The sequence below is a fragment of the Pseudomonas sp. GL_117 genome (assembly GCF_057835125.1).
On the sequence record NZ_CM174418.1, the window covers coordinates 6055916 to 6076051 of the forward strand.

A 20136-nucleotide genomic window follows, 5' to 3' on the forward strand; every position below is an offset into this window, starting at 1 on the left:
TTCCAAGCTCGCTCTACAGCCAGCGCTCATCGCTGACCGCTCGCTGCGAGCAATTCCTTCAAGATCGTTGCCGGGTCGGCCCGCTGTTGCTTGCGGTAGTTGCCGACATGGCGAACGAACAGTGTCGCGCGCGTCACCAGGCTCTTGCCGAGCACCGGCTTGCGATCCAACTCTTCCTTGATCCGTTGAAACTGCGCCTGGATCACCGCATCGGTATAACGCGTGCCGGTGGCCAGGTTGTCGATATAGATCGCCACTGCGCCGTCGAGGGCACTGCGGCCATTGGCGATGGCCATGTCGAACAGTTGCGCGCTGGCCTCGTCCTTTTTGTCGAGCGCCTGCTGGCGGCTCTTCTGCAGGTTCGCCAGGCGGATGTTGTAGTTGGCGATGGTCTCGGCCACCAGCGCGGCCGACTGAATCAGGTTGCCCGCCGCTTCCTCGCGTTGCTGGGCGATCAGCGAGACGTTGCGCTTGAGCTCTTCGTTGACCAGCCCCAACTCGGCTTGCAGCTTGGGGTCGACGCTGGCGGCGATGATGCTGTCCAGGCGCTTGGTCGGGTCCTGGGCGTCGTCGATGGCGTCGGTCAGCGAGGCCAGGCGGCCCTCTTTCTGCCACTGGGCGAACAGCTCCTTGTAGCGCGAACGCGGTGCCGACAGCGCGCCGATCGCCACGCGGAAACCGGTGGTCTCGTTGCTCTGCTCGGTGCCATCGGCGCCAAACAGCGGGTATTCACGGCGCATGCCGGTGAACAGCGTGCCCTCACCTTCCAGGTAGTTGCCGCCCTTGACCACAAAACCGCCATAGGTGCCCTGGCGACGTCCGGCGTGCACCAGTTGGAAGGATTCCTGGACCATCTCGGCGGCGTTGCCGATCACGTCGAACATCCCAATGGGATTGGGCAGCTTGGTGCCGATGGGCATCAGGCGTGCAGCCTGGCCGGTGCCGCCGGCGACCTGGTTGAACACTGCGTAGTCGCCCAGCGGGCCGTCGCTGTCACTGCCTTCGGCGCGGCGCGGGAACAGGCGCCCTTCCAGGTCCTGACGGCTCACCGCCTGGCCACCGCGTGCAGCGAATTCCCATTCGACTTCGGTAGGCAAACGCACAAAACCGACGCCGCCATCCTCCGCCGACGAACCACGCCCGCTCACCGGCAGCAGGTCGCGGTGGTACTTCATCAGCCACGCGCTGTACACCGCCGAAAAGCGTTCGGCCTCAAAGCGCGACAGTTTCACCTTGGGCAAACGCCCGGCCATCCCGGTCGGCGCATCGCACGCCGGCGCAGGCTCGCCACTGGCCAGGGACTGCGCCTGGGACATGACCTGGGCGTACTGACGCGCAGTCACTTCGTACTTGCCGATGAAGTACAGCATGGGCTTGAGCGGGGTCTTGGCGTCGGTCTTGGGCATCAAGGGCGCGATGACTTTGTTCCAGTCCTTGGGCAGGTCCTTGAGGGTGAACTGGCCGTTGATGAAGTCGCGGCGGTAACCGGAAATAAACGATTGCTGGTAACCCGCCTCGCCTTCGGCAAAGGGGTAGCCGAGGCTGATCTCGCGGTCATCCAGGGTGCCCTGGGCCAACACGTAGGCGTAGCGGAACACCATGTTGCCTTCGCAGGGCAGCGGCAGGCTGACATCCCCTTCCAATGGCTTGGGGTTGTCGAGCTTGTCACTCGCCTCATCGGCCCAGGCCATCGAGGCCAGGGTCAGCGCCACACAGGCGCCCAGTAACTTATACATCTCTGATTCCTTCAGAAGCCTGGATACGCGCCACTCGCCAACCACCACAAGCCGCCGCCACGGCGCTGACGCCGAGGACTGCAACCAGGGCCAGGCCGTAATGGCGCGCCAGCAGGTGGCTGGCGTACTCGCCCGGCACCTGCACGAATAATTCATTCAAACCCGCCTCGGCCAGGCCATACAGACTGGCACTGAGTACGGCGGCAAAACCCGCGCTGTACAGCGCCTGCACCACCACGAACACCAGCAGCCCACCCGTGGAAAACCCCAGCAGGCGCAACACCGACAACTCCCGGCGCTTGCGCGCCACGGCGGCCAAGGCCCCGGCGAAGATCGCCGCAAACGCCCCTGCCAACGCCAACCCGCAGATCACCCAGAACACGATAGACAGGTTGCGGCTCAACGACTGCACCTGGGCGATGGTCTGCGCCTGGGTCGACACCAACAGGTTCTGCCCGGCGAAGTACACGCGCAGCGGTTCCACATCGGTGAGGTTGCGGGCGTACAGGCGGAATGCCGGGTACACACGCTGCTCACTCACACCCACCGCTTCACCGGCCCAACCCAACGCCGGCACTGCGCGGCCATCACGGTAGTCTTCCGCCGCTTCCAGCAAACCCAGGTCGGCAAACAGACCGTCACGGGCAAAGGCCTCCAGCGGCAACACCGCCAGCACCTGTACGCGCGTGCGCTGGGCTTCGACACGCCCGGCCACCTGCCGCGCAAAGCTGGTTTCCAGCCAATCGCCAGGCCGCGCCGCAAGCTTTTCGGCAGCGGTGTGGCTCAGCACGACCTGGTCCAGGCCCCGGGGCACCGGCAAGCCGGCCAGCAGCGGATCACCCGAGGCGCTCGGCAGCATTTCCAACGCCAGGCTGCCCACCTGCACCGTCGCCGCAATCTGCCGCGTACGCGGGATGGCGAAGGCTACCTCACTGCGCTCGCCCAGTTGCTCGATAAACGCACTGCTGAATCGACCACCGCCCAGCGGAATAATTTCACGGGTAGCGGGGTCGGTCTCCAAACGTTCGGTCAAACTGCTAACCAGTCCAAATTTCAGGCCGAATAACACCAACAACGGCGCGATAACCGCGACCAACGCCAGCACCGAACAGGCCGACAGCCACGCATCGTTGCGGTAATCCTGCCAGGCCAGCGACGCCACCAAGCCGATGCGCATCAGCACGCCTCCCCGAGGGTCGCGGTGACGCCGCCGTCGGTGTCGCGACGACAACTGATGCGCCGCACCTGCAAGCCGCTGGCGCGGGCCAGGGGCTCGTCATGGGTGGCGATCACACAGGCTGCCTGGTGCTGGCGAGCCTGCGCGAGCAGCGCCTGCATCACGCGCTCGGCGTTCAGGGGGTCGAGGGACGCCGTGGGTTCGTCCGCCAGCACCAGTTGCGGCGCATGGGCCAGGGCGCGGGCACAGCTGACGCGCTGGCGCTGGCCTACCGACAACGCCGCCGGCTTCTTGGCCAACTGGTCGCCGATCTCCAATTGCTCGGCCAGGCGCGTCACGCTGCCATCGTCCTTCAAGCCCAGCAGTTGCCGGGACAAGGCGATATTCCCACGCACATCGAGAAAGCCCAGCAGGCCGCCGGTTTGCAGCACATAGCCCAAGTGCTGGCTACGCAGCGCGGCCAACGCGGATTGCCGATCAGCGCGCCACAGCCCGGCAATGTCCTGCTGATAAAACTCAAACTGCCCGACCTGATCCGGCGCCAATACCAGCGCCAGCAGGTCCAGCAAAGTGCTTTTGCCGCAACCGCTGGGCCCGACAATCGCCACTTGCTCGCCGGCACGCAGCGCCAGCGCCGGAATCACCAGGCTGTAGCGCTGGCTGCCGACGCCCCGGCTCTTGTGCACCGCGCTCAGGTTCAGCATCACGGCAACGTCGACAACGGCACGCGGTACAACGCGTCGCCCGGCTCGGCATCACCGAAACGGACCCAGTTGGCCAGGTCGTTGTGGAAGGTTTCGTAGAGGCGGATTTTCGAATCCAGCTCGTCGATAAAATCTTCCTGCTCGGCCACGCTCAACGACAACCACAAATCCTGGGTCATGTTCAGCGACTTGCTGCGGTACGGCAGGCCCTCCAGGTATTCGCCGAGAATGCCGCCGTCGGCCAGGTTGCCGCCCTTGCGCAGGGCTTGCGGGTCGCGGCTCATGTAGGCCGAGGCGCTGGCGATTTCCTGGAAGAAATCCTTCGGCGAGGTCTGGGTCTTGCGCGCCGCATCGACGATCAGTTTCAGCGACTGCTGCAAGTCGTTGAGCTGCAACTTGGTCAGCATCACGCACACCTGGAACGCCGGCAGCGCCGGGTTGGTCAGGTCGCGGTCGGCGGTCCAGGCGCTGACCAGTTGCGGCGCCTGGCTCGCGGTTTTGCGCCCAAGGAAATCCATGTGCATGGCGTAGCCGACGGCGGCGGATTTGTCCGCCAGGCTCGGCGCGCTGCTCAGCAACGGCACCGGCTGCGGCGTGTTGCTGCGCACCTGATGCACAAGGTTGGCGAACACCGTGCCGATCTCATCCACCCGCTCGCCGAGCTTGCGCACATCGCCACCGGGCACCGGCGTGTACAGGTCGCCGATCTGCGGGTTGGCGTCGGCGGTAAGGATGCGGTATTGGCTCTCGGCACCGGCGTGGGTTTTTTTGCCAACGTCGGTGCGCAGGTGCAGGGCGTAGATCTTGATCTGCTTGCCCAGCGCGGCCTGGCGCACTTCGGCTTCGTTCATCTGGGTGGCGGCGAACGGGTCGTTCTTGCGCAGCGCACCGGCGTCGGTGACCAGCAGGATGATGCGCCCGCCATAGCCGGACCAGTCCATGCCGTCCACCGCCTGCATCACCCCGGCGAACGCGTCTTCGTTGAAGGAATGGCTGGACACCGTGGACGCCTTGACCTGCCGCGCCATGTCGAGGAAGCGCTGCGGGTCGCGGCCTTGATCCAGGCTGATCAGGGTCTTGGCCACGTATTCCAGGCCCGGCGTCTTCTTCACGCTGCTGCGAAAACCCACCATGCCAAAGCTGACGCTGTCCAACTCGCCACGTTCGGCGATGCGGGTTTGCAGCTCGTGCACCACGTCGCGGATCTGGTCGATATAGGGCTGCATCGACACCGTGGTGTCGACCACCAACACCACGGCGGTGCGAAAGGCGTCGGCGTTGGCGCTGATCACCGGCGTTGCGGGTTTTGCCACCGCGCTGCTGCCGGGATCGATGGACGCCACATTCAGCAACTGCACCGGCTGGCCGTTTTCGTCGAAGCTCTCTTTGGAGTCGAAGATCGGCAACAGGTAGAACTGGTTCTGCGGCACGGCACTGGCTGCGGGCTCCAACGCCAGGATCTGACTGTTGTCTTCGCTGTTTTTCTGCGCCTTGGCCAGCACGCCTTTGGCTGCGGAAGGATCAGCCAGCAGTTTTTCCACTTCGCCGGATTGGCGCAGGAACATCACCGGTGCCCGGCCCGAGCGCTCGGTGAATTTCAGCACCAGGCTTTGTTTCCAGTCGCTGACCTGTGCCGCCGGCAACCAGCCGTCGCTGCGCCCATCGGTGGCCGCGCCGACACGTACCCACGGGCTGCCGTCGACGTCTTTGCGTTGGTAAACGTAGAGCACGGAGAACGCCGGCAGGGCCTTGCCTGGCGCGCCGCCGGCATCCGTTGACAGTTTCGCGCCCGGCTTGCTGAGCACGCGCTGGAACAGGGTCTTCTTGCCCGCCATCAACAGCGGGCGTTGGCCACCATCGACTTCGGCGACCGCTGGCGGCGGTGGCGTGACTTTCGGCACCTCGGCGGCAGGTGGCTTGGCCACCGGCTCGTCGCTGCCGCTCAACCACCAGTAACTTGCGCCACCCATCGCCAGTGCAACCGCCACTGCCACCGCCGCCAACGCCAACACCGGCCCACGGCGCTGCTCGCTGTGCTGGGTCGGTGGCACCACGGGTTGGCGCACGGGCTGGGGTTTCTCGGTGGGGATCTCGATCGACTCTGGGGTAATGCCCCCCAGGTCAAAACTCATCGGGATCGGCAACGGCCGCACCAGCGTGGCTTCCGGGGAGTCCGCCGGCAGGTTGTCCAAGGCCCGCAACAGCGCCGCCGCGTCCGGGAAACGCTCAGCCGGGTCCTTGGCCAACAGTTTGCGCAGCACGTCCTGATAACGGCCGTGATGCACCGGCAATTCTGGCAGCGGTTCGGTCAGGTGCGCCAGCGCCGTCGACAGCGCGTCGGTGCCGCTGTAGGGCAGCTTGCCGACGAGGATTTCATACAACACCACGCCCAGCGCATACAGGTCGGCGCGGCCATCGATCTCCTGGCCCCGCGCCTGTTCCGGGCTCATGTAGCTCGGTGTGCCCACGGCAAAACCGGCCTGGGTGAACTGGGTGCGGTCGTCCAGGGATTTGGCGATGCCAAAATCCGACAACACCGCCGTGCCGTCGGCGCGAAACAAAATGTTCGCCGGCTTCACGTCGCGGTGCACCAGGCCCTGGGCGTGGGCATAGCCCAGCGCCGAGGCGATCTGGCGGATCAGCGTCACCCCCTGCTCCGGCGTCATGCCGGCGGCGATGCGCTCCTTGAGCGTGCCGTTGGGCAGGTATTCCATGGCCATGTAATACAGCTCACCGACGTTGCCGATGTCATGGATGGTCACCGTGTGCGGATGCGACAGGCGCGCCAGGGTCTTGCCCTCGCGCAGGAATCGCTCGCAGAAGGTCGGGTCGGCCGCCAGCGCCGCCGCCATCACCTTCAACGCCACCTTGCGCTCCAGCGAACGTTGGGTCGCCAGGTACACACTGGCCATGGCGCCTTCGCCGATTTCGCCGTCGATGTCGTAGCCGGGGATCAGGATATTCATGCCGAGACCTTCACGACGATGGTGGTGATGTTGTCCGGCGCACCCCGGTTGAGACCCAGGTGCACCAGGCTGCGGACGATTTCGTCCGGCGCGTCGTGGCTGAGGACTTCGCGGATTTCGTGGTCTTCGACGGTCTTGTTGAGGCCGTCGCTGCACAGCAGATAGCTGTCGCCGGGGGCGATCAGCAGGTCGACCACCGCCAGCTCCAGCTGCGCTTCGACGCCGATGGCGCGGGTGACAATGTTTGCGCGCGGGTGCACGCGGGCGTCGGCTTCGCTGAGCAGGCCGCTGTCTTGCAGGTCTTGCACGTAGCTGTGGTCGCGGGAAATGCGCTCCAGCACGCCGTCACGCAGGCGGTACAAGCGGCTGTCGCCGGCCCACACGCACACGCCGCGCAAACCGCGTGCGGCGAGCAACACCACGGTGCTGCCCATCAAGGTCACGCCACGGTTGACGGTTTCTTCGCGCACAGCGGCGTTGATGCGTACCAGGTCGTTGCGCAGCGCCGCCGAATACTCCTCAAGGGAACGGCCCGGCGCCACACTGCGCAGGCTGTCGACGATCAGGCTGCTGACATAGTCCCCCGCCGCATGCCCGCCCATACCGTCGGCCACCACCCACAGGCGGTTTTCCGGCAGATCCAGGCAGGCGTCTTCGTTGACTTGGCGCACCATGCCCACATGGCTTTTGCTCGCGGATTTGTACGTCGCCCCCATCTACACCACACCTTCTTGTCCGAGCAAAAACTGCGCAAAATCGCCGGCGGCAGGCAGGCCCTGACACCGCAATAAACCGGGTGAAATACGTTGCGAACCTCGGCCCCACCACAGGCTCGCACCTTCGCAGGCCTGTTCGGCGAGCGCGGTCATGCGGCTATGGGGCTCAGTGGCGGACACCCGTTGCAGGCCGGCGAAGCGGCTGTCTACCGCACGCAGCTCAAGGGTCGGGACGCCCAGTTGGTCGAGGCCAGCGTTGAAGCTTTCAAAGCTTGCACCGCTGTCCAGTGTGCTCAGCAGCAGCTCTTCGGCCTGCTCGAACCAAGTGTCCGGCCCGCCCACCAGGGACGCCGGATTGGTGTCGTGATCCAGCAGCGCAACCACCGCCAACGGGAAATAGCGTCCGACCCGATCAATGCTCGGCATCACCACCCCTGCCGCTGCATCCGGCCCGCACACACCTGGCGCCAGGACGAAGCGCCACAGCGGGCTGACCAGATACACGTTGAGCCAATCGGCGCCGAGGCTGTTCTGACTGGCGAGCAAACCGGCCGCCAGCCAGCTGTCCCACGGGCCGACAAAGCTCTGGGGCAAGGCGCGGCTGACAAAGTCGCCACGGCTGGCCAACTTGCCGTAGAAACCCAGCGTCGTCATAGCCGCTCCGGCAGGCTGAAGCCACTGAGTACGCGGCTCTTGAACGGGTTGAAGGCGCTGTTGGCGCGCAATTCGTAGGCGATGCTCGCGCCATCCACACGCAGACGCAGGTTGAAGCGGTCTGGCGAGTTGCCCGGGGTCAGGTCCGATTGCTCCAGCAGACGGAACCAGGCCCATGGCCCATCAAGGGTCACGCCGGAGCGGCCACTGGCGGCAGGGGGCATGATCGAGATGCGCACCACGCCGATGCTGCCGGGGTTCGGCCACTGCATGGCCACCGGACGGCTCGGGCCGTGGTCGTAGCTCAGTTGCTGGCCGTCGAGGTCGAGCAGGAACTGGGTGATGGTCGGGTCCATCGACACCGGCTTGAGTTCGAAACGCACAATCGGCTGCGTACCGCCTGCGCGGAAGAACGCATCACGGATCGTCGCGGCGCGCTGGAAGGTTTGCAGCACGCCCGGCGCAATCCCGAGCTTCTGCGCCGCGCCCGGCTGCCAGCGCCAGGTCTGGGTGGAAGTGTCCACGTAAGGCTGCAGGTATTTGCGGAAGTAGTTATCCATCACCCCGCCCACGCCGAAGAACATGCCGAAGTCGTCCAGGGTCGCATCCCGCGCACTCCCCGGCGCCAGGGGATAACGCCCGGCCAGGGACTGGCGGTAGACGTTGACCACTTCGCTCATCCAGGCCGCGTTCAGTTGGTTGCGCACCCCGCCCATCATGCTGTTGGTGGTGGAGTTGACCACTGACTTGACCATGCCCTGCACCAACGGCGGCTGGCGTTCGGCATTCAGGCTGACCCGCGTGGCCGCAGCCGCCGCCTGGTTCTTCGCCTCGCCGAGCAACGCATCGCCGCTGGCGCCGACCATGGCGCTGACCTGCACGTACAGCGCGTTCATGTCCGCGAGCAAAGCGTCGATGGCCGCCGGTTCGCCTTCGTTTTTGCTGACGATGCTGTTGAGTTCGGCAAAGTGCGCCGTCACCGGATCATCCGTGGCTTGCGCAGCGTTGGCGCTCGGTTGTTCCTGGCCGAGCAGGCTGCCCAGGCGCTCCTTGAGCTTGTCGACGCCACCTTCCACCGGCACGCCTTTGGCCGCCAGTTGACGCTCCTCGGCTTGCAGATCGGTTTCCTTGGCCACCGCCACCAGCAGTTTTTTCAGCGGCGAGGTCGGGCCGGAAATCACCCGCAGTACGTCGGCGGCCTGGGCCACGCTGGTGATTGGCACAAAGTCGATGTCGGCGAGCAGTGCGTCCCACTGGCGCTGGTAGTCCTGGAAGTACAGGCGGCGCACGTCGGCAGCCAGGCTCACCACGTTTTGCTGGTCGGCCTGTTCATGGCCCAACACCCATTGCTCTTCGGCGAGGGTGCCGGTCTGGTTCAGGCTGCTCAGCAGGAACGCCTGGCGATACCCCTTGGCCGTGAAGAAGCCACTCAACGGCTCGCCCAGCGGCTTGCCGCTCTTGCGGCTGAACACCAGCGCGGCATCGCGGCCGGCGGCTTCGTTGAGGCGGAAATCCGCGATGCCTTCCGGCAGTTTCTGGCGCTTGACCCGGTCGTAGACGCGCTGCGCCACCGGCAGCTGTTGCAGTTGCCGACGCAGGTCGTCGATCAAGCGTGGATCAAGACGCGCACTCGGCGGATGACGATCGAACAGTGCCTGCAAATGCCCGCTCAACGCCTGGCGCTGCTCGGCCGGCAGATCACGCGGCAGGTTGCGGTCCCAGTCCAGGGCAATCCAGGCCTTGATGAAATCTGGATCGTAATGCTCGCTGTCAGCCAGCATCAGGTAGGCCTTGAGGCCTTCGTAGAGGAAGTCGGAATTGCCGCCCGCGTGCAGTTGTTCTTCGATGCGCGTCACCAGGCGCGGCGCGAGCACGGCGATCAACAGCTTGCGGTAGACGCTGGCGGACTCGGCTTCAAGCATGTCGCCCTGGTACAAGCCCAACCCTTCTGACCAGCTCGGCGAATCCCCGGCAAGGTTCTTCACCGCATTGAGCAACGGCAGTACAGCGAGCACTTCGCGTTGTGCCGGGCTCAGGTTCTGCACGGTCTGGCCCAGCGGCGCGACCTTCTGGTCGACCTGGGCGATATACGCCTGGTTGGCGCGATAGCTCACCCACCACAGGCTGCTGACCACCAGCACCAACGCCACGGTGGCCGCCAGTACACCACGGGCAACCCACTTGCGCCGCCGCTCGACCTTGGGATTCACCCCCACCAGGCCGCGTTCGGCAAACGCCACAGCGGTGAAGAGTTTTTCGATGAAGTAACTGCGCCCGGTGCCGCTCTGGCGCGCCAGGTGCTGGCGGTCCAGGTTCATGCTCTGGGCCATCGCGCCGATCAGGCGGTCAATCGGGCTGCCTTCCTGGGTGCCGCTGGTGAAGTACACGCCGCGCAGCAATACGCGCTCTTCAAAGGCGTTGGGTTTGAACACACCTTCAAGGAAGCTTTGCAGGCAATCCTTCAACGCACCGAACTGCTGCGGGAAGCCGTAGATCAGGTCGCGCCGCGCCGGGTCGCGTTCCTGTTGCAGACGTTCCACCAGGCGTTCGTTGAGGCGCTGTTCGAGACCGGCGAATTCGCTTTGCAGGTGCGCCAGCGGGCTGTCGCTGTTCTTGCCGTCGTCCAGGGCAAAGGTCATGCCCCACACCTGGGCGCGTTCTTCCTTGCTCAGGTTGTCGAAGTACTCCATGAAGCCCGGCACCAGGTCGAGCTTGGTGAGCATCAGGTAGATCGGGAAACGCACGCCCAGCTGGGTGTACAGCTCCTGGATGCGCAGGCGGATCGCCGCAGCGTGGGCGGCGCGCTCGGCGTCGGTGCCGAGCAGCAGGTCCGACAGGCTGATGGCGATAAAGGCGCCATCGATGGGACGGCGCGAGCGCTGCTTCTTCAGCAGGCCGAGGAAGCCCAGCCACGCGGCTTTATCCACTGTGGAGTTGCTGTCCTGGGTGGTGTAGCGGCCAGCGGTGTCGAGCAATACCGCTTGGTCGGTGAACCACCAGTCGCAGTTGCGCGTACCGCCGACGCCACGTACCGCACCGGCGCCCAGTTGGGCGGCCAACGGGAAATGCAGGCCGGAATTGACCAGCGCGGTGGTCTTGCCCGAACCCGGCGGGCCGATGATCACGTACCACGGCAGTTCGTAGAGATTGCGTCGCTCATCGCCGCCGAGCTTGGCTTTCTTCAGCAGCGCCAGGGCTTCGTCCATGCGCTGGCGCAGGGTGCTGAGTTCCTCGGCGGTGGCGACCGAGTTTGGATCGACCGGGGTTTCAGCGGCGAGGCTGCGCATCACTTCGGCGGCCTGACGGCGTGCCTGGATGATGCGCCACACGCGGTAGGCCAGCCACACGCCGAACACCAGGATGATCAGCGCCCAACGACGGCCTTGCGGGACCAACACATCGAGCAATGGCCCGACAAACCAGATGATCAAACTCAGGGCAATCAGCCCGAGCACTGGGATCACCCAGCGAATCATGAAACTGAAAAACGCCTTCACTCGACGCCCTCCGCCAATACGGTGATTTCAACCCGACGATTGCGGGCACGGCCTTCGGCTGTGCTGTTGGTAGCCACCGGCTCGGTGTCGCTGCGCCCTTCGGCGCTGAAGCGTTCGGCCTGGCCGGTCTTGGCCGCCAGGATCTCCAGCACCGACTTGGCCCGCGCCTCGGACAACGCCCAGTTGGACGGGAAACGCAGCGTGGCGATCGGACGGTTGTCGCTGTGCCCGGTGACACGCACCTGGCCCTTCACTTTGCGGATCGCATCGGCGATGCGCAGCATCAGTGGCTGGTAGTCATCGACAATGCTGGAGCTGGCCGACGCGAACAACTCATCGCCGCGAATGGTCACCACCGAACGGTCCACCGCATCCTCGACGGCGACGCGCCCGGCCTTGATGTCCTCGACCAGGAAGCCGGCCAGACGCGGCCGCTCGATCACTTTCGGCTGCGCCACCGGGCGGTCGATGGCCTGCACCGGGATCTCGCCCAGGGCATGAATATTCTTGAACACCGGCTCGGCATCCGCCGCCAGCTTGAGCCGCAGACCAAACAGCAACGCCAGCAGCAGCGCCACGCCGATGGCCACGGCGATCCACGGCGGCATGAATTGCGCCAGGCGATCACGCGCCACGGTCACGCCACGCCAGTGCGGCGACAGCTCGCGCTCGTGTTCGCCGCGGGCACTGCGAATGGCCGCTGCGGTGCGTTCGCGCAAGGCTTCCAACTGGCTGCGCCCGTCGTTCATCACGCGGTAGCGGCCTTCGAAACCCAGGCACATGCACAGGTACAACAGCTCCAGCAGGTACAGGCGTTCCCGTGGGCTTTGCAGGCAATGGTCGAGCAACTGGAAGACTTTCTCGCCGCCCCAGGCTTCGTTGTGCACGGTGATCAGCAGGCTTTGCTTGCCCCAGTCGCTGGCGCTGCCCCACGGCGTGCTCAACACGGCTTCATCGAGGGCGGTGCACAGCGCGTAACGCGCCAGCAGCACCTCGTTGCGGGCAATGCCGGCGGCCTCGGCGCGCTCTTCGAACTGGCGCAGGTACGCCAGCAACTGCGCACGCAGGCTGGCCGGTGCCGGGTGAGCGATGGTGTTGCGCAGGCGCGTCAACAGCGCCAGCAGCGGGCCGGCGGCGCTTTCCAACGGGTTGAGGCCCTGGCTCTTGCCAGTGAGCATCGGCGCGGCCGGCATCGCCAGGGGCGAGGGTTCGGCACGCGCAGGCTCCGGCGCACGGCCACCGGGGCGCGGCATGAACTGGGTGCGGTCGTCATCATTGGGGTGCATCGCGGATTATCCTCGGATCGCCCAGAAGGCCAGGTTCAAGCCCGGGAACTGCCCGGCGATGTGGAAGGCAAAACCGCCGGAATTCTGCAGCTGCTGCCAGTGCTCGCTGCCACGGTCCAGCTCGTAATAGGTACTGCCCGCGTGGTACGGCAGTTGACGCGGCGCCACCGGCAGCGGCAGCAGGCCGATGCCCGGCAGTTGCAGGTTGACCATGTCGCGGATGTGTTCCACCGAGCCGACCTTGCTTTGCTGGCCGAAGCGCGCGCGCAGGGTTTCGCCGGGCACATCGGCACGCACCACGAGGATGAAATTGGCACTGTCGAGCAGGGTCTTGTCGGCCAGCATCGCCACGTGGATGCCGTAGGCTTTCTCGACAATCGGGATCGGCGTGGCCTTGCTGTCGATCAGCATCGACAGCGCTTCACGCAGTGCGGCCATGACCGGGGCGAAGCTCACGGCCAGGTCGTCGTGCTGGTATTGCGGGTATTCCTGGGGACGACGGCCTGAGGTGGAGAAGGTCGAAAACTCACCGGCCAGGCTCACCAGCTCGCTGAAAAACCGCTCCGGGTGCAGCGGGCTGAGTTGGCTGAAATGCTGGATCAGCGGCTGGGCGCGGTTGACCAGTTGCAGCAGCATGAAGTCGGCAATCTCCGACGCGCCACCGGCGCCCGATGCAACCACGCGCCCGGCCAGGGCTTCACCGCGCTGGTGCAGCAGGCCCAGCAGTTCGCTGCGAAAGGCCGCCAGCGGTTTGCTCGCAGCTACATCGAGAACCGGCGGGATGTAGGTGTCATCGAGGACCAAGGCGCGGTCGGCGAGTTTTTCCTTGATGCGCACCAGGCCGATGGCAGCGTAATCGCTGATGCCGTCCTGCGCGGTCAGCAGGCGCAGGGCGCGGGAGCCCACCGCCACCGGCGCACGGTTTTCGAACGGCGCGTTGTCGTCACGCACTTCGCGCACCTGGCTTACGTAGCGGGCGGCTTCCAGGGCTTCGCCTTCGTCCACGGTGTCGCGGGCACCGGCACGCTTGAGCGGCAAGGCCAGGTACACCAGGCCGTCGCGCAGGTGGTCGTCGATGTTCAGCGGGCTCGGCGCCAGGTCATCCTGGGGGATGTTGAACGGCGTGCCGTCGGGCAACAGGCCGCGTGCCGAGATGATTGCCAGCTTGCCCTGGGCCAGCAGGCCCTGGTCGATCAGCAGTTCGGAAAAGCCCCAGGCCCCTGCGGACAGTGGGCGGCTGCGGGCGTCGATCAGGTTTTCCAGGTAACGGTCATGCTGCTGGAAGTGCTGCGTTCCGATGAACATGCCTTCCGACCAGACCACGCGATTGTTCCAGGACATGGGGGCTCCGATTGCTTTTTATTGGGCAGGGCTGGATGGGGTGACCGCGATGTCGGCGCGCACGGCACGCACATCGAGGCTGATCTGGTATTCGGTGTATTGGCGCGCCGGCACGTTGATCACCGTGCGCCATTGCGCGCGGTCCAACTCGCGGTAACCCACCAGCAGGCCGATCTGGCGCGTGGACGGGTCGAGGTCGCGCTGGATGCTCAATTGCTGGCCGGGCTGCACCACCACTTCGTCCTGGTCCAGCAGGTCGAGGCCGAGGGTGGACTGGGCGCGGTCAGCCAGTGCGAAGTAATCGGAACGGGCGAAGGTAGCGGCGTTTTTCAGTTCGAAGATGCGCACCCGCACCGGGGCGGCCTGGCCGTTGGCGCCGGGGTTGAGGCCTTCGATGGCGTGGAAATGCAGCTCGATGGCCGCCGTGTTTGCCTCATCCTCGACGGGCGCTGCGGGTGCGGCGGCATCTTTGGCACACGCCGTCAGCAGCAGCATCGTGGCGACTGCGAGTAAAAACCTGGGAATCATCCTGCGTCCTCAATGACGTACTTAGCTTTCCGTTAATCCATGTACTGCGATGTTTAGCGACGCTGTCGTGCGCTGTGCTCTTCGTAGGCGCGGCTGAATTCGCGGCCGAACAGGTCCTGGAAATCTTCCTGGGCCTCGCGGGAAATATTGCTGTAGAGCTCGGTGAACTGCTGCCAGTACTGGGCCTGGCGTGAACCGTTGAAAATACTCGAGAGCCCGCCGGGCTTGCCCATGCGCTCTTCCAGCTGCGCCGGCTCAAAGCGCGTGAGCAGGTGTTTGATCGCTGCTTCTACGCCAGCCATCACCGCCAGTTGGTGGGCACGCAGGTCGTTGAAACTGTCGCGCACGGCGGCATCCGGTGCCATAAACGCCTGGTTGCCGTGGCGCAGCAGAAGCAGTAACGCTTCGTCGGCGTTCGGCGCGAATTTCAACGGATTGTTTTCGGCAGGCTGGATCATCGTCTGCTGCATGCGGAACTCGCCCTTGAGGCTGGCGCGGGCACGCAACACGTCGATCAGGCCGTCGACCATCAGGCGGTAGCTGCGGCCGATGTTTTCCATCTGCGCTTCAGCCTGGGCCTTGTCGAGGTTCAACTGCTCAAGGCCGGCGCCGCGCAGGAAGGCTTGCAGCAGGTCGGGTTGTGCCGGGTTGGCGACCGGCGCTTCGATCACGGGTGGCGGCTGCACGACTGGCGCAGGCGCTGGTGACGGCGGCGGCGGCGGTGGTGGCGCGGGCGCGACCGGGGCGGGGGCGTCGCCAAACAGGTCCCAGTCTTCGGGAATCACCGCACCGGATACCACGGGCTTCTCCACGACAACCGGCGTCGGCGGACGGAAATCATGCTGCTCGGACGGCACATGATCGGCGACGGTCGGCGGCGGCACGGCGGTGGGGCTGAGGAAATCGAACAGGTCCGGCAGGGTGTCCATCGACGAGGCGCCCTGGAACTGCGGCGCGATCACAGGCGCGGGCATCGGCGCAGGCTTGCTCGCCACCGCGCCCATCAGCGCTTCGAAACTGTTCGAGGAATCGCCGACAAACGGCTGACTGTCGACGGCCTGCACATTGAAGTCGATGCGGGCCTGGATCTCGTAATCGCCGATACGGATCAACTCACCATCTTGCAGCGGCTCGCTATTACCTCTGCGCAGACGGATGCCGGCGTTAACCAACTCCACACCATTTGTACTGTTATCGGTTAAATAATAACGGCCATCTTTGTATTGAATAACGCAATGCTGGGAAGACACCAGGCGCTCGGGGTCAGGCAATACCCAGTCATTATCCGCGCTGCGGCCAATAGCCATCACGCCCTGATGCATGGACTTTTCGGGGCATTGCCCAGGGGTAATCTTGTGATAACTAGTGATAGTCAAACACAGCGCCATCTTGCCTCCTTGCTGATACTTCCGCGCGCGGTCGATTCCCGGGGCAGCGGTTCCCGAGAAATCCCCTTCAGGTCGTGCAATCGACCATCAAAACCAGCCAATGCCAGCATGATCGCTGATCTTAACTGGGCTCCATGACAAAAATCCTATCCCGGTGCGCCGTTCGACCCATCAGTCGCGCAGGTTGTTAAACACCGCACATCTGTCACAGAGGGCGAATAGCTTACCTTGACAAGGCATAAGTACTACACCAAAAATGCACAACTTCTCGAATACCAGTGATGGCACAGTAGTGGCATCTTGCTTATATGACCGAGAAAACATGCAAAGTTCCCCGCGCAACTAATGCATGAATTGCCCGCCATCTAACGGGCTGATAGGGAGATCGAATTCAGTGGATGTGCCGTTGCTGCTCACCGCCGTTTCCGCGACTTCGCCGTGTGGTGAAGACATGGAATATGACGCAGACTTTCTTCAACTTGAGCGTGCCGCCAAGGGCCAACCCGAGCGCAGCATGGGCGACTCCATCCTGCCCGCTGAACCGCCGGAATGGCGCAGCATCCAGCAGCAAAGCCTGGACTTGCTGCAGCGCAGCAAAGACCTGCGCATCACCCATTTCCTGGTGCAAAGCAGCCTCGCCCTCCAGGGTGTGGCCGGGCTTGCCGAAGCCCTGTCGCTGATCAACGCACTGCTGCGTGACTACTGGGCCGACCTGCACCCGCGCCTGGATGCCGACGACGACAACGACCCCACCGTGCGCATCAACGCCCTCACCGGCCTGACCTGCGACACCAACATTCGCCTGCTGCGCGAAAGCATCCTCACGCGCTCGCGCACCTTCGGCCCGGTGAGCCTGCGCGCAGCGCTCAACGCCAGCGGCCTGCAAAACTTCGCCGATGAAACCCTCGGCACCCAGCAGCTCAACGCCGCCTTCCTCGACAGCGACCCCGAGCACCTGCAAGCCACCCGCGACGCCCTGAGTGCAGCGCGGGCGGCCTGCGAAGCCATCGAGCAGCAGGTCAACGAGCAGGTCGGTTCCGCCCAGGGCGTGGACCTCAGCGCCTTGAAGCAGCCGCTCAAGCAGGCGCTGCAAATACTCAATCAAGCGGTGCCCGGCACCGAAGGCAGCAGCGAGCCCGAGGCCGTCAGTGACGACAGTGCCCCCTCGGTCGAATACGCCGCCCCCGCAGCACCGCGCCCGGTGGGCGACATCGCCAGCCGCGATGATGTGCTGCGCAGCCTCGACAAGATCCTTGCGTACTACACCCGGCACGAGCCTTCGAGCCCGCTGCCGGTGCTGTTGAACCGGGCGAAGAATCTGGTGCACGCCGACTTCGCGGCCATCGTGCGCAATCTGATTCCCGACGGCATGTCCCAATTTGAAAACCTGCGTGGCCCGGACGGCGAGTAAACCGCCCGGCTGTGCAGTAACAACACCGTCGCTCAAGCGACCAGGAGCAGCAACGTGGCGAAGCAAAGTTCTCAGAAATTCATCGCGCGCAACCGCGCGCCTCGAGTGCAGATCGAGTACGACGTCGAGCTCTACGGCGCCGAGAAAAAGGTCCAGCTGCCCTTCGTGATGGGCGTGATGGCCGACCTCGCCGGCAAGCCCGCCGAGCCTCTGGCGCCCGTGGCCGACCGCAAGTTCCTTGAAGTGGACGTCGACAACTTCGACTCGCGCCTCAAGGCCATGCAACCGCGCGTGGCCTTCCACGTGCCGAACGAGCTGACCGGCGAAGGCAACCTGAGCCTGGACATCACCTTCGAAAGCATGGACGACTTCAGCCCGGCCGCCGTGGCCCGCAAGGTCGACTCGCTGAACCAACTGCTCGAAGCCCGCACCCAGCTGGCCAACCTGCTGACCTACATGGACGGCAAGACCGGCGCTGAAGAAATCATCATGAAGGCGATCAAGGACCCGGCACTGCTGCAAGCACTTGCCAGTGCGCCCAAGCCTGCAGGGGACCAGTAATCATGACTGACAATACCGCCCGCGAAGGCTCCCAGATCCTGGGCGCCACCGAAGAAGCCAGCGAGTTCGCGAACCTGCTGCTGCAAGAGTTCAAACCCAAGACCGAGCGTGCCCGCGAAGCCGTGGAAACCGCCGTGCGTACCCTGGCCGAACAGGCCCTGGCGCAGACTGACCTGGTGTCCAACGACGCGATCAAGTCGATTGAATCGATCATCGCCGCCATCGACGCCAAGCTCACCGCCCAGGTCAACCAGATCATCCACCACCAGGATTTCCAGCAGTTGGAAAGCGCCTGGCGTGGCCTGCACTATCTGGTCAACAACACCGAGAGCGATGAGCAGCTCAAGATCCGCGTGCTCAACATCTCCAAGCCGGACCTGCACAAGACCCTGAAGAAATTCAAGGGCACCGCGTGGGACCAGAGCCCGATCTTCAAGAAGATGTACGAAGAAGAATACGGCCAGTTCGGCGGCGAACCGTACGGCTGCCTGGTGGGCGACTACTACTTCGACCAGTCGCCGCCGGATGTCGAGCTGCTGGGCGAGCTGTCGAAAGTCTGCGCCGCCATGCACTCGCCGTTCATCGCTGCGGCTTCGCCGACCGTGATGGGCATGGGCTCGTGGCAGGAACTGTCGAACCCGCGCGACCTGACCAAGATCTTCACCACCCCGGAATACGCCGGCTGGCGCTCCCTGCGTGAATCGGAAGATGCGCGCTACATCGGCCTGACCATGCCGCGCTTCCTGGCGCGCCTGCCATACGGCGCCAAGACCGACCCGGTGGAAGCCTTCGCCTTCGAAGAAAACACCGACGGCGCCGACAGCTCCAAGTACACCTGGGCCAACGCCGCCTACGCGATGGCGGTGAACATCAACCGTTCGTTCAAGCACTACGGCTGGTGCTCGCGCATCCGTGGCGTGGAATCCGGCGGTGAAGTGGAAAACCTGCCAGCCCACACGTTCCCGACCGATGACGGTGGCGTGGACATGAAATGCCCGACCGAAATCGCCATCAGCGACCGCCGCGAAGCGGAACTGGCGAAGAACGGTTTCATGCCGCTGCTGCACAAGAAAAACACCGACTTTGCCGCCTTCATCGGCGCGCAATCGTTGCAGAAACCGGCCGAATACGACGACCCGGACGCCACCGCCAACGCCAACCTGGCCGCGCGCCTGCCGTACCTGTTCGCCACCTGCCGTTTCGCCCATTACTTGAAGTGCATCGTGCGCGACAAGATCGGCTCCTTCAAAGAGAAGGACGAGATGCAGCGTTGGTTGCAGGACTGGATCCTCAACTACGTGGACGGCGACCCGGCGCACTCCACCGAAACCACCAAGGCCCAGCATCCGTTGGCGGCTGCGGAAGTGATCGTGGAAGAAGTCGAAGGCAACCCGGGTTACTACAACTCGAAGTTTTACCTGCGCCCGCACTATCAGCTGGAAGGGCTGACCGTGTCGTTGCGCCTGGTTTCGAAGCTGCCGTCGGCAAAATCCGCCTAAGTAATTCGCTCGTCTGTGGGAGCGGGCTTATGTGGGAGCGGGCTTGCTCGCGAAGACGGTGGGTCAGTCGAAATATCTTTGGCTGATACACCGCTTTCGCGAGCAAGCCCGCTCCCACACAAAGCCACTTCCAAACAAAACAAATTGAGTGGCCTTGGGCCACACAGGGAGAAAACATGGCTGTTGATATTTTCATCAAGATCGGCGACATCAAGGGCGAGTCCATGGACAAGGCCCACAAGGACGAAATCGACGTGCTGAACTGGAGCTGGGGCATGGCCCAGTCCGGCAACATGCACGTTGGCGGTGGCGGCGGCGCGGGCAAGGTGAATATCCAGGACCTGTCGCTGACCAAGTACGTCGACAAGGCTTCGCCGAACCTGATGATGCACTGCGCCAGCGGCAAGCACATCGACAAGGTCAAGCTGACCGTGCGCAAGGCCGGTGGTGAAAGCCAGGTCGAGTACATGGTGATCAATCTGGAAGAAGTGCTGGTCACGTCCCTGAGCACTGGCGGTTCGGGCTCCGATGATCGCCTGACCGAGAACGTCACCCTGAACTTCGCCCAAGTGATGGTCGACTACCAGCCGCAGAAAGCCGACGGCACCAAAGACGGCGGCGCGATCAAGTTTGGCTGGAACATCCGTTCCAACACCAAGCGCTGATAGTTCT

General features: G+C 64.3%; 15 protein-coding genes. 4 read left to right on the top strand and 11 right to left on the bottom strand.

The features are described from left to right. Nucleotides 1–26: 26 nt before the first annotated feature. The 11 genes from AC3ISR_RS27805 to tagH are packed head-to-tail and all read right to left on the bottom strand — an operon-like array spanning nucleotide 27 to nucleotide 15993. A complete protein-coding gene (locus AC3ISR_RS27805) occupies nucleotides 27–1736 on the bottom strand; it encodes a formylglycine-generating enzyme family protein (RefSeq protein ID WP_192298023.1) in 1710 nt (569 codons plus the stop codon). Further along, nucleotides 1729–2913, bottom strand: a complete 1185-nt coding sequence (locus tag AC3ISR_RS27810) for an ABC transporter permease family protein (protein WP_192298024.1) — start codon at nucleotides 2911–2913, stop codon at nucleotides 1729–1731. The genes AC3ISR_RS27805 and AC3ISR_RS27810 overlap by 8 nt, the downstream gene beginning before the upstream one ends. Continuing rightward, nucleotides 2913–3617 (bottom strand): ABC transporter ATP-binding protein, encoded by a 705-nt coding sequence (locus AC3ISR_RS27815; RefSeq protein WP_192298245.1) that lies wholly within the window; start codon nucleotides 3615–3617, stop codon nucleotides 2913–2915. Before AC3ISR_RS27815 ends, AC3ISR_RS27810 begins: the two co-directional genes overlap by 1 nt. Further along, the gene (locus AC3ISR_RS27820; RefSeq protein WP_192298025.1) at nucleotides 3617–6583 is read right to left on the bottom strand and encodes a serine/threonine-protein kinase; all 2967 of its coding nucleotides are present in this window, start codon (nucleotides 6581–6583) and stop codon (nucleotides 3617–3619) included. Before AC3ISR_RS27820 ends, AC3ISR_RS27815 begins: the two co-directional genes overlap by 1 nt. Next, a complete protein-coding gene (locus tag AC3ISR_RS27825) occupies nucleotides 6580–7299 on the bottom strand; it encodes a PP2C family protein-serine/threonine phosphatase (protein WP_226454689.1) in 720 nt (239 codons plus the stop codon). Before AC3ISR_RS27825 ends, AC3ISR_RS27820 begins: the two co-directional genes overlap by 4 nt. Next, on the bottom strand, nucleotides 7300–7953 hold the full coding sequence (gene tagF, locus AC3ISR_RS27830; protein ID WP_226454690.1) for a type VI secretion system-associated protein TagF: 654 nt from the start codon (nucleotides 7951–7953) through the stop codon (nucleotides 7300–7302). Continuing rightward, nucleotides 7950–11450 carry a type VI secretion system membrane subunit TssM gene (tssM, locus tag AC3ISR_RS27835; RefSeq protein ID WP_463983693.1) on the bottom strand — a complete coding sequence of 1167 codons (3501 nt, stop codon included), beginning with the start codon at nucleotides 11448–11450 and terminating at the stop codon, nucleotides 7950–7952. The genes tagF and tssM overlap by 4 nt, the downstream gene beginning before the upstream one ends. After that, on the bottom strand, nucleotides 11447–12736 hold the full coding sequence (locus tag AC3ISR_RS27840) for a DotU family type VI secretion system protein (protein WP_226454692.1): 1290 nt from the start codon (nucleotides 12734–12736) through the stop codon (nucleotides 11447–11449). Before AC3ISR_RS27840 ends, tssM begins: the two co-directional genes overlap by 4 nt. A gap of 6 nt (nucleotides 12737–12742) precedes the next feature. Next, a complete protein-coding gene (gene tssK / locus AC3ISR_RS27845; RefSeq protein WP_489324527.1) occupies nucleotides 12743–14077 on the bottom strand; it encodes a type VI secretion system baseplate subunit TssK in 1335 nt (444 codons plus the stop codon). An 18-nt stretch (nucleotides 14078–14095) separates the two neighbouring features. After that, nucleotides 14096–14605 (bottom strand): type VI secretion system lipoprotein TssJ, encoded by a 510-nt coding sequence (gene tssJ, locus AC3ISR_RS27850; protein ID WP_192298031.1) that lies wholly within the window; start codon nucleotides 14603–14605, stop codon nucleotides 14096–14098. Nucleotides 14606–14658: 53 nt separating this feature from the next. Continuing rightward, the gene (gene tagH / locus AC3ISR_RS27855; protein ID WP_463983694.1) at nucleotides 14659–15993 is read right to left on the bottom strand and encodes a type VI secretion system-associated FHA domain protein TagH; all 1335 of its coding nucleotides are present in this window, start codon (nucleotides 15991–15993) and stop codon (nucleotides 14659–14661) included. A gap of 394 nt (nucleotides 15994–16387) precedes the next feature. On the opposite strand from tagH, the gene tssA reads away from it, so the two are divergent. From tssA to AC3ISR_RS27875, 4 genes are all read left to right on the top strand, one after another. Then, complete coding sequence (tssA, locus tag AC3ISR_RS27860) at nucleotides 16388–17404, top strand: type VI secretion system protein TssA (protein ID WP_192298033.1); 1017 nt, start codon at nucleotides 16388–16390, stop codon at nucleotides 17402–17404. Nucleotides 17405–17458: 54 nt separating this feature from the next. Next, nucleotides 17459–17965 (top strand): type VI secretion system contractile sheath small subunit, encoded by a 507-nt coding sequence (gene tssB, locus AC3ISR_RS27865; protein WP_010207547.1) that lies wholly within the window; start codon nucleotides 17459–17461, stop codon nucleotides 17963–17965. 2 nt (nucleotides 17966–17967) lie between these two features. Next, on the top strand, nucleotides 17968–19464 hold the full coding sequence (gene tssC, locus AC3ISR_RS27870; protein WP_122485224.1) for a type VI secretion system contractile sheath large subunit: 1497 nt from the start codon (nucleotides 17968–17970) through the stop codon (nucleotides 19462–19464). Nucleotides 19465–19640: 176 nt separating this feature from the next. Next, nucleotides 19641–20129, top strand: a complete 489-nt coding sequence (locus AC3ISR_RS27875) for an Hcp family type VI secretion system effector (protein ID WP_017735732.1) — start codon at nucleotides 19641–19643, stop codon at nucleotides 20127–20129. The last annotated feature ends 7 nt before the right edge of the window (nucleotides 20130–20136 follow it).

What these genes read in the sequence shown, in the direction of transcription:
- tssK (WP_489324527.1), bottom strand. Translation starts at nt 14,077, where the DNA reads ATGTCCTGGAACAATCGCGTGGTCTGGTCGGAAGGCATGTTCATCGGA.
- tagH (WP_463983694.1), bottom strand. Translation starts at nt 15,993, where the DNA reads ATGGCGCTGTGTTTGACTATCACTAGTTATCACAAGATTACCCCTGGG.
- AC3ISR_RS27815 (WP_192298245.1), bottom strand. Translation starts at nt 3,617, where the DNA reads ATGCTGAACCTGAGCGCGGTGCACAAGAGCCGGGGCGTCGGCAGCCAG.
- AC3ISR_RS27820 (WP_192298025.1), bottom strand. Translation starts at nt 6,583, where the DNA reads ATGAATATCCTGATCCCCGGCTACGACATCGACGGCGAAATCGGCGAA.
- tagF (WP_226454690.1), bottom strand. Translation starts at nt 7,953, where the DNA reads ATGACGACGCTGGGTTTCTACGGCAAGTTGGCCAGCCGTGGCGACTTT.
- AC3ISR_RS27875 (WP_017735732.1), top strand. Translation starts at nt 19,641, where the DNA reads ATGGCTGTTGATATTTTCATCAAGATCGGCGACATCAAGGGCGAGTCC.
- tssC (WP_122485224.1), top strand. Translation starts at nt 17,968, where the DNA reads ATGACTGACAATACCGCCCGCGAAGGCTCCCAGATCCTGGGCGCCACC.
- AC3ISR_RS27825 (WP_226454689.1), bottom strand. Translation starts at nt 7,299, where the DNA reads ATGGGGGCGACGTACAAATCCGCGAGCAAAAGCCATGTGGGCATGGTG.
- AC3ISR_RS27810 (WP_192298024.1), bottom strand. Translation starts at nt 2,913, where the DNA reads ATGCGCATCGGCTTGGTGGCGTCGCTGGCCTGGCAGGATTACCGCAAC.
- tssJ (WP_192298031.1), bottom strand. Translation starts at nt 14,605, where the DNA reads ATGATTCCCAGGTTTTTACTCGCAGTCGCCACGATGCTGCTGCTGACG.
- AC3ISR_RS27840 (WP_226454692.1), bottom strand. Translation starts at nt 12,736, where the DNA reads ATGCACCCCAATGATGACGACCGCACCCAGTTCATGCCGCGCCCCGGT.
- AC3ISR_RS27805 (WP_192298023.1), bottom strand. Translation starts at nt 1,736, where the DNA reads ATGTATAAGTTACTGGGCGCCTGTGTGGCGCTGACCCTGGCCTCGATG.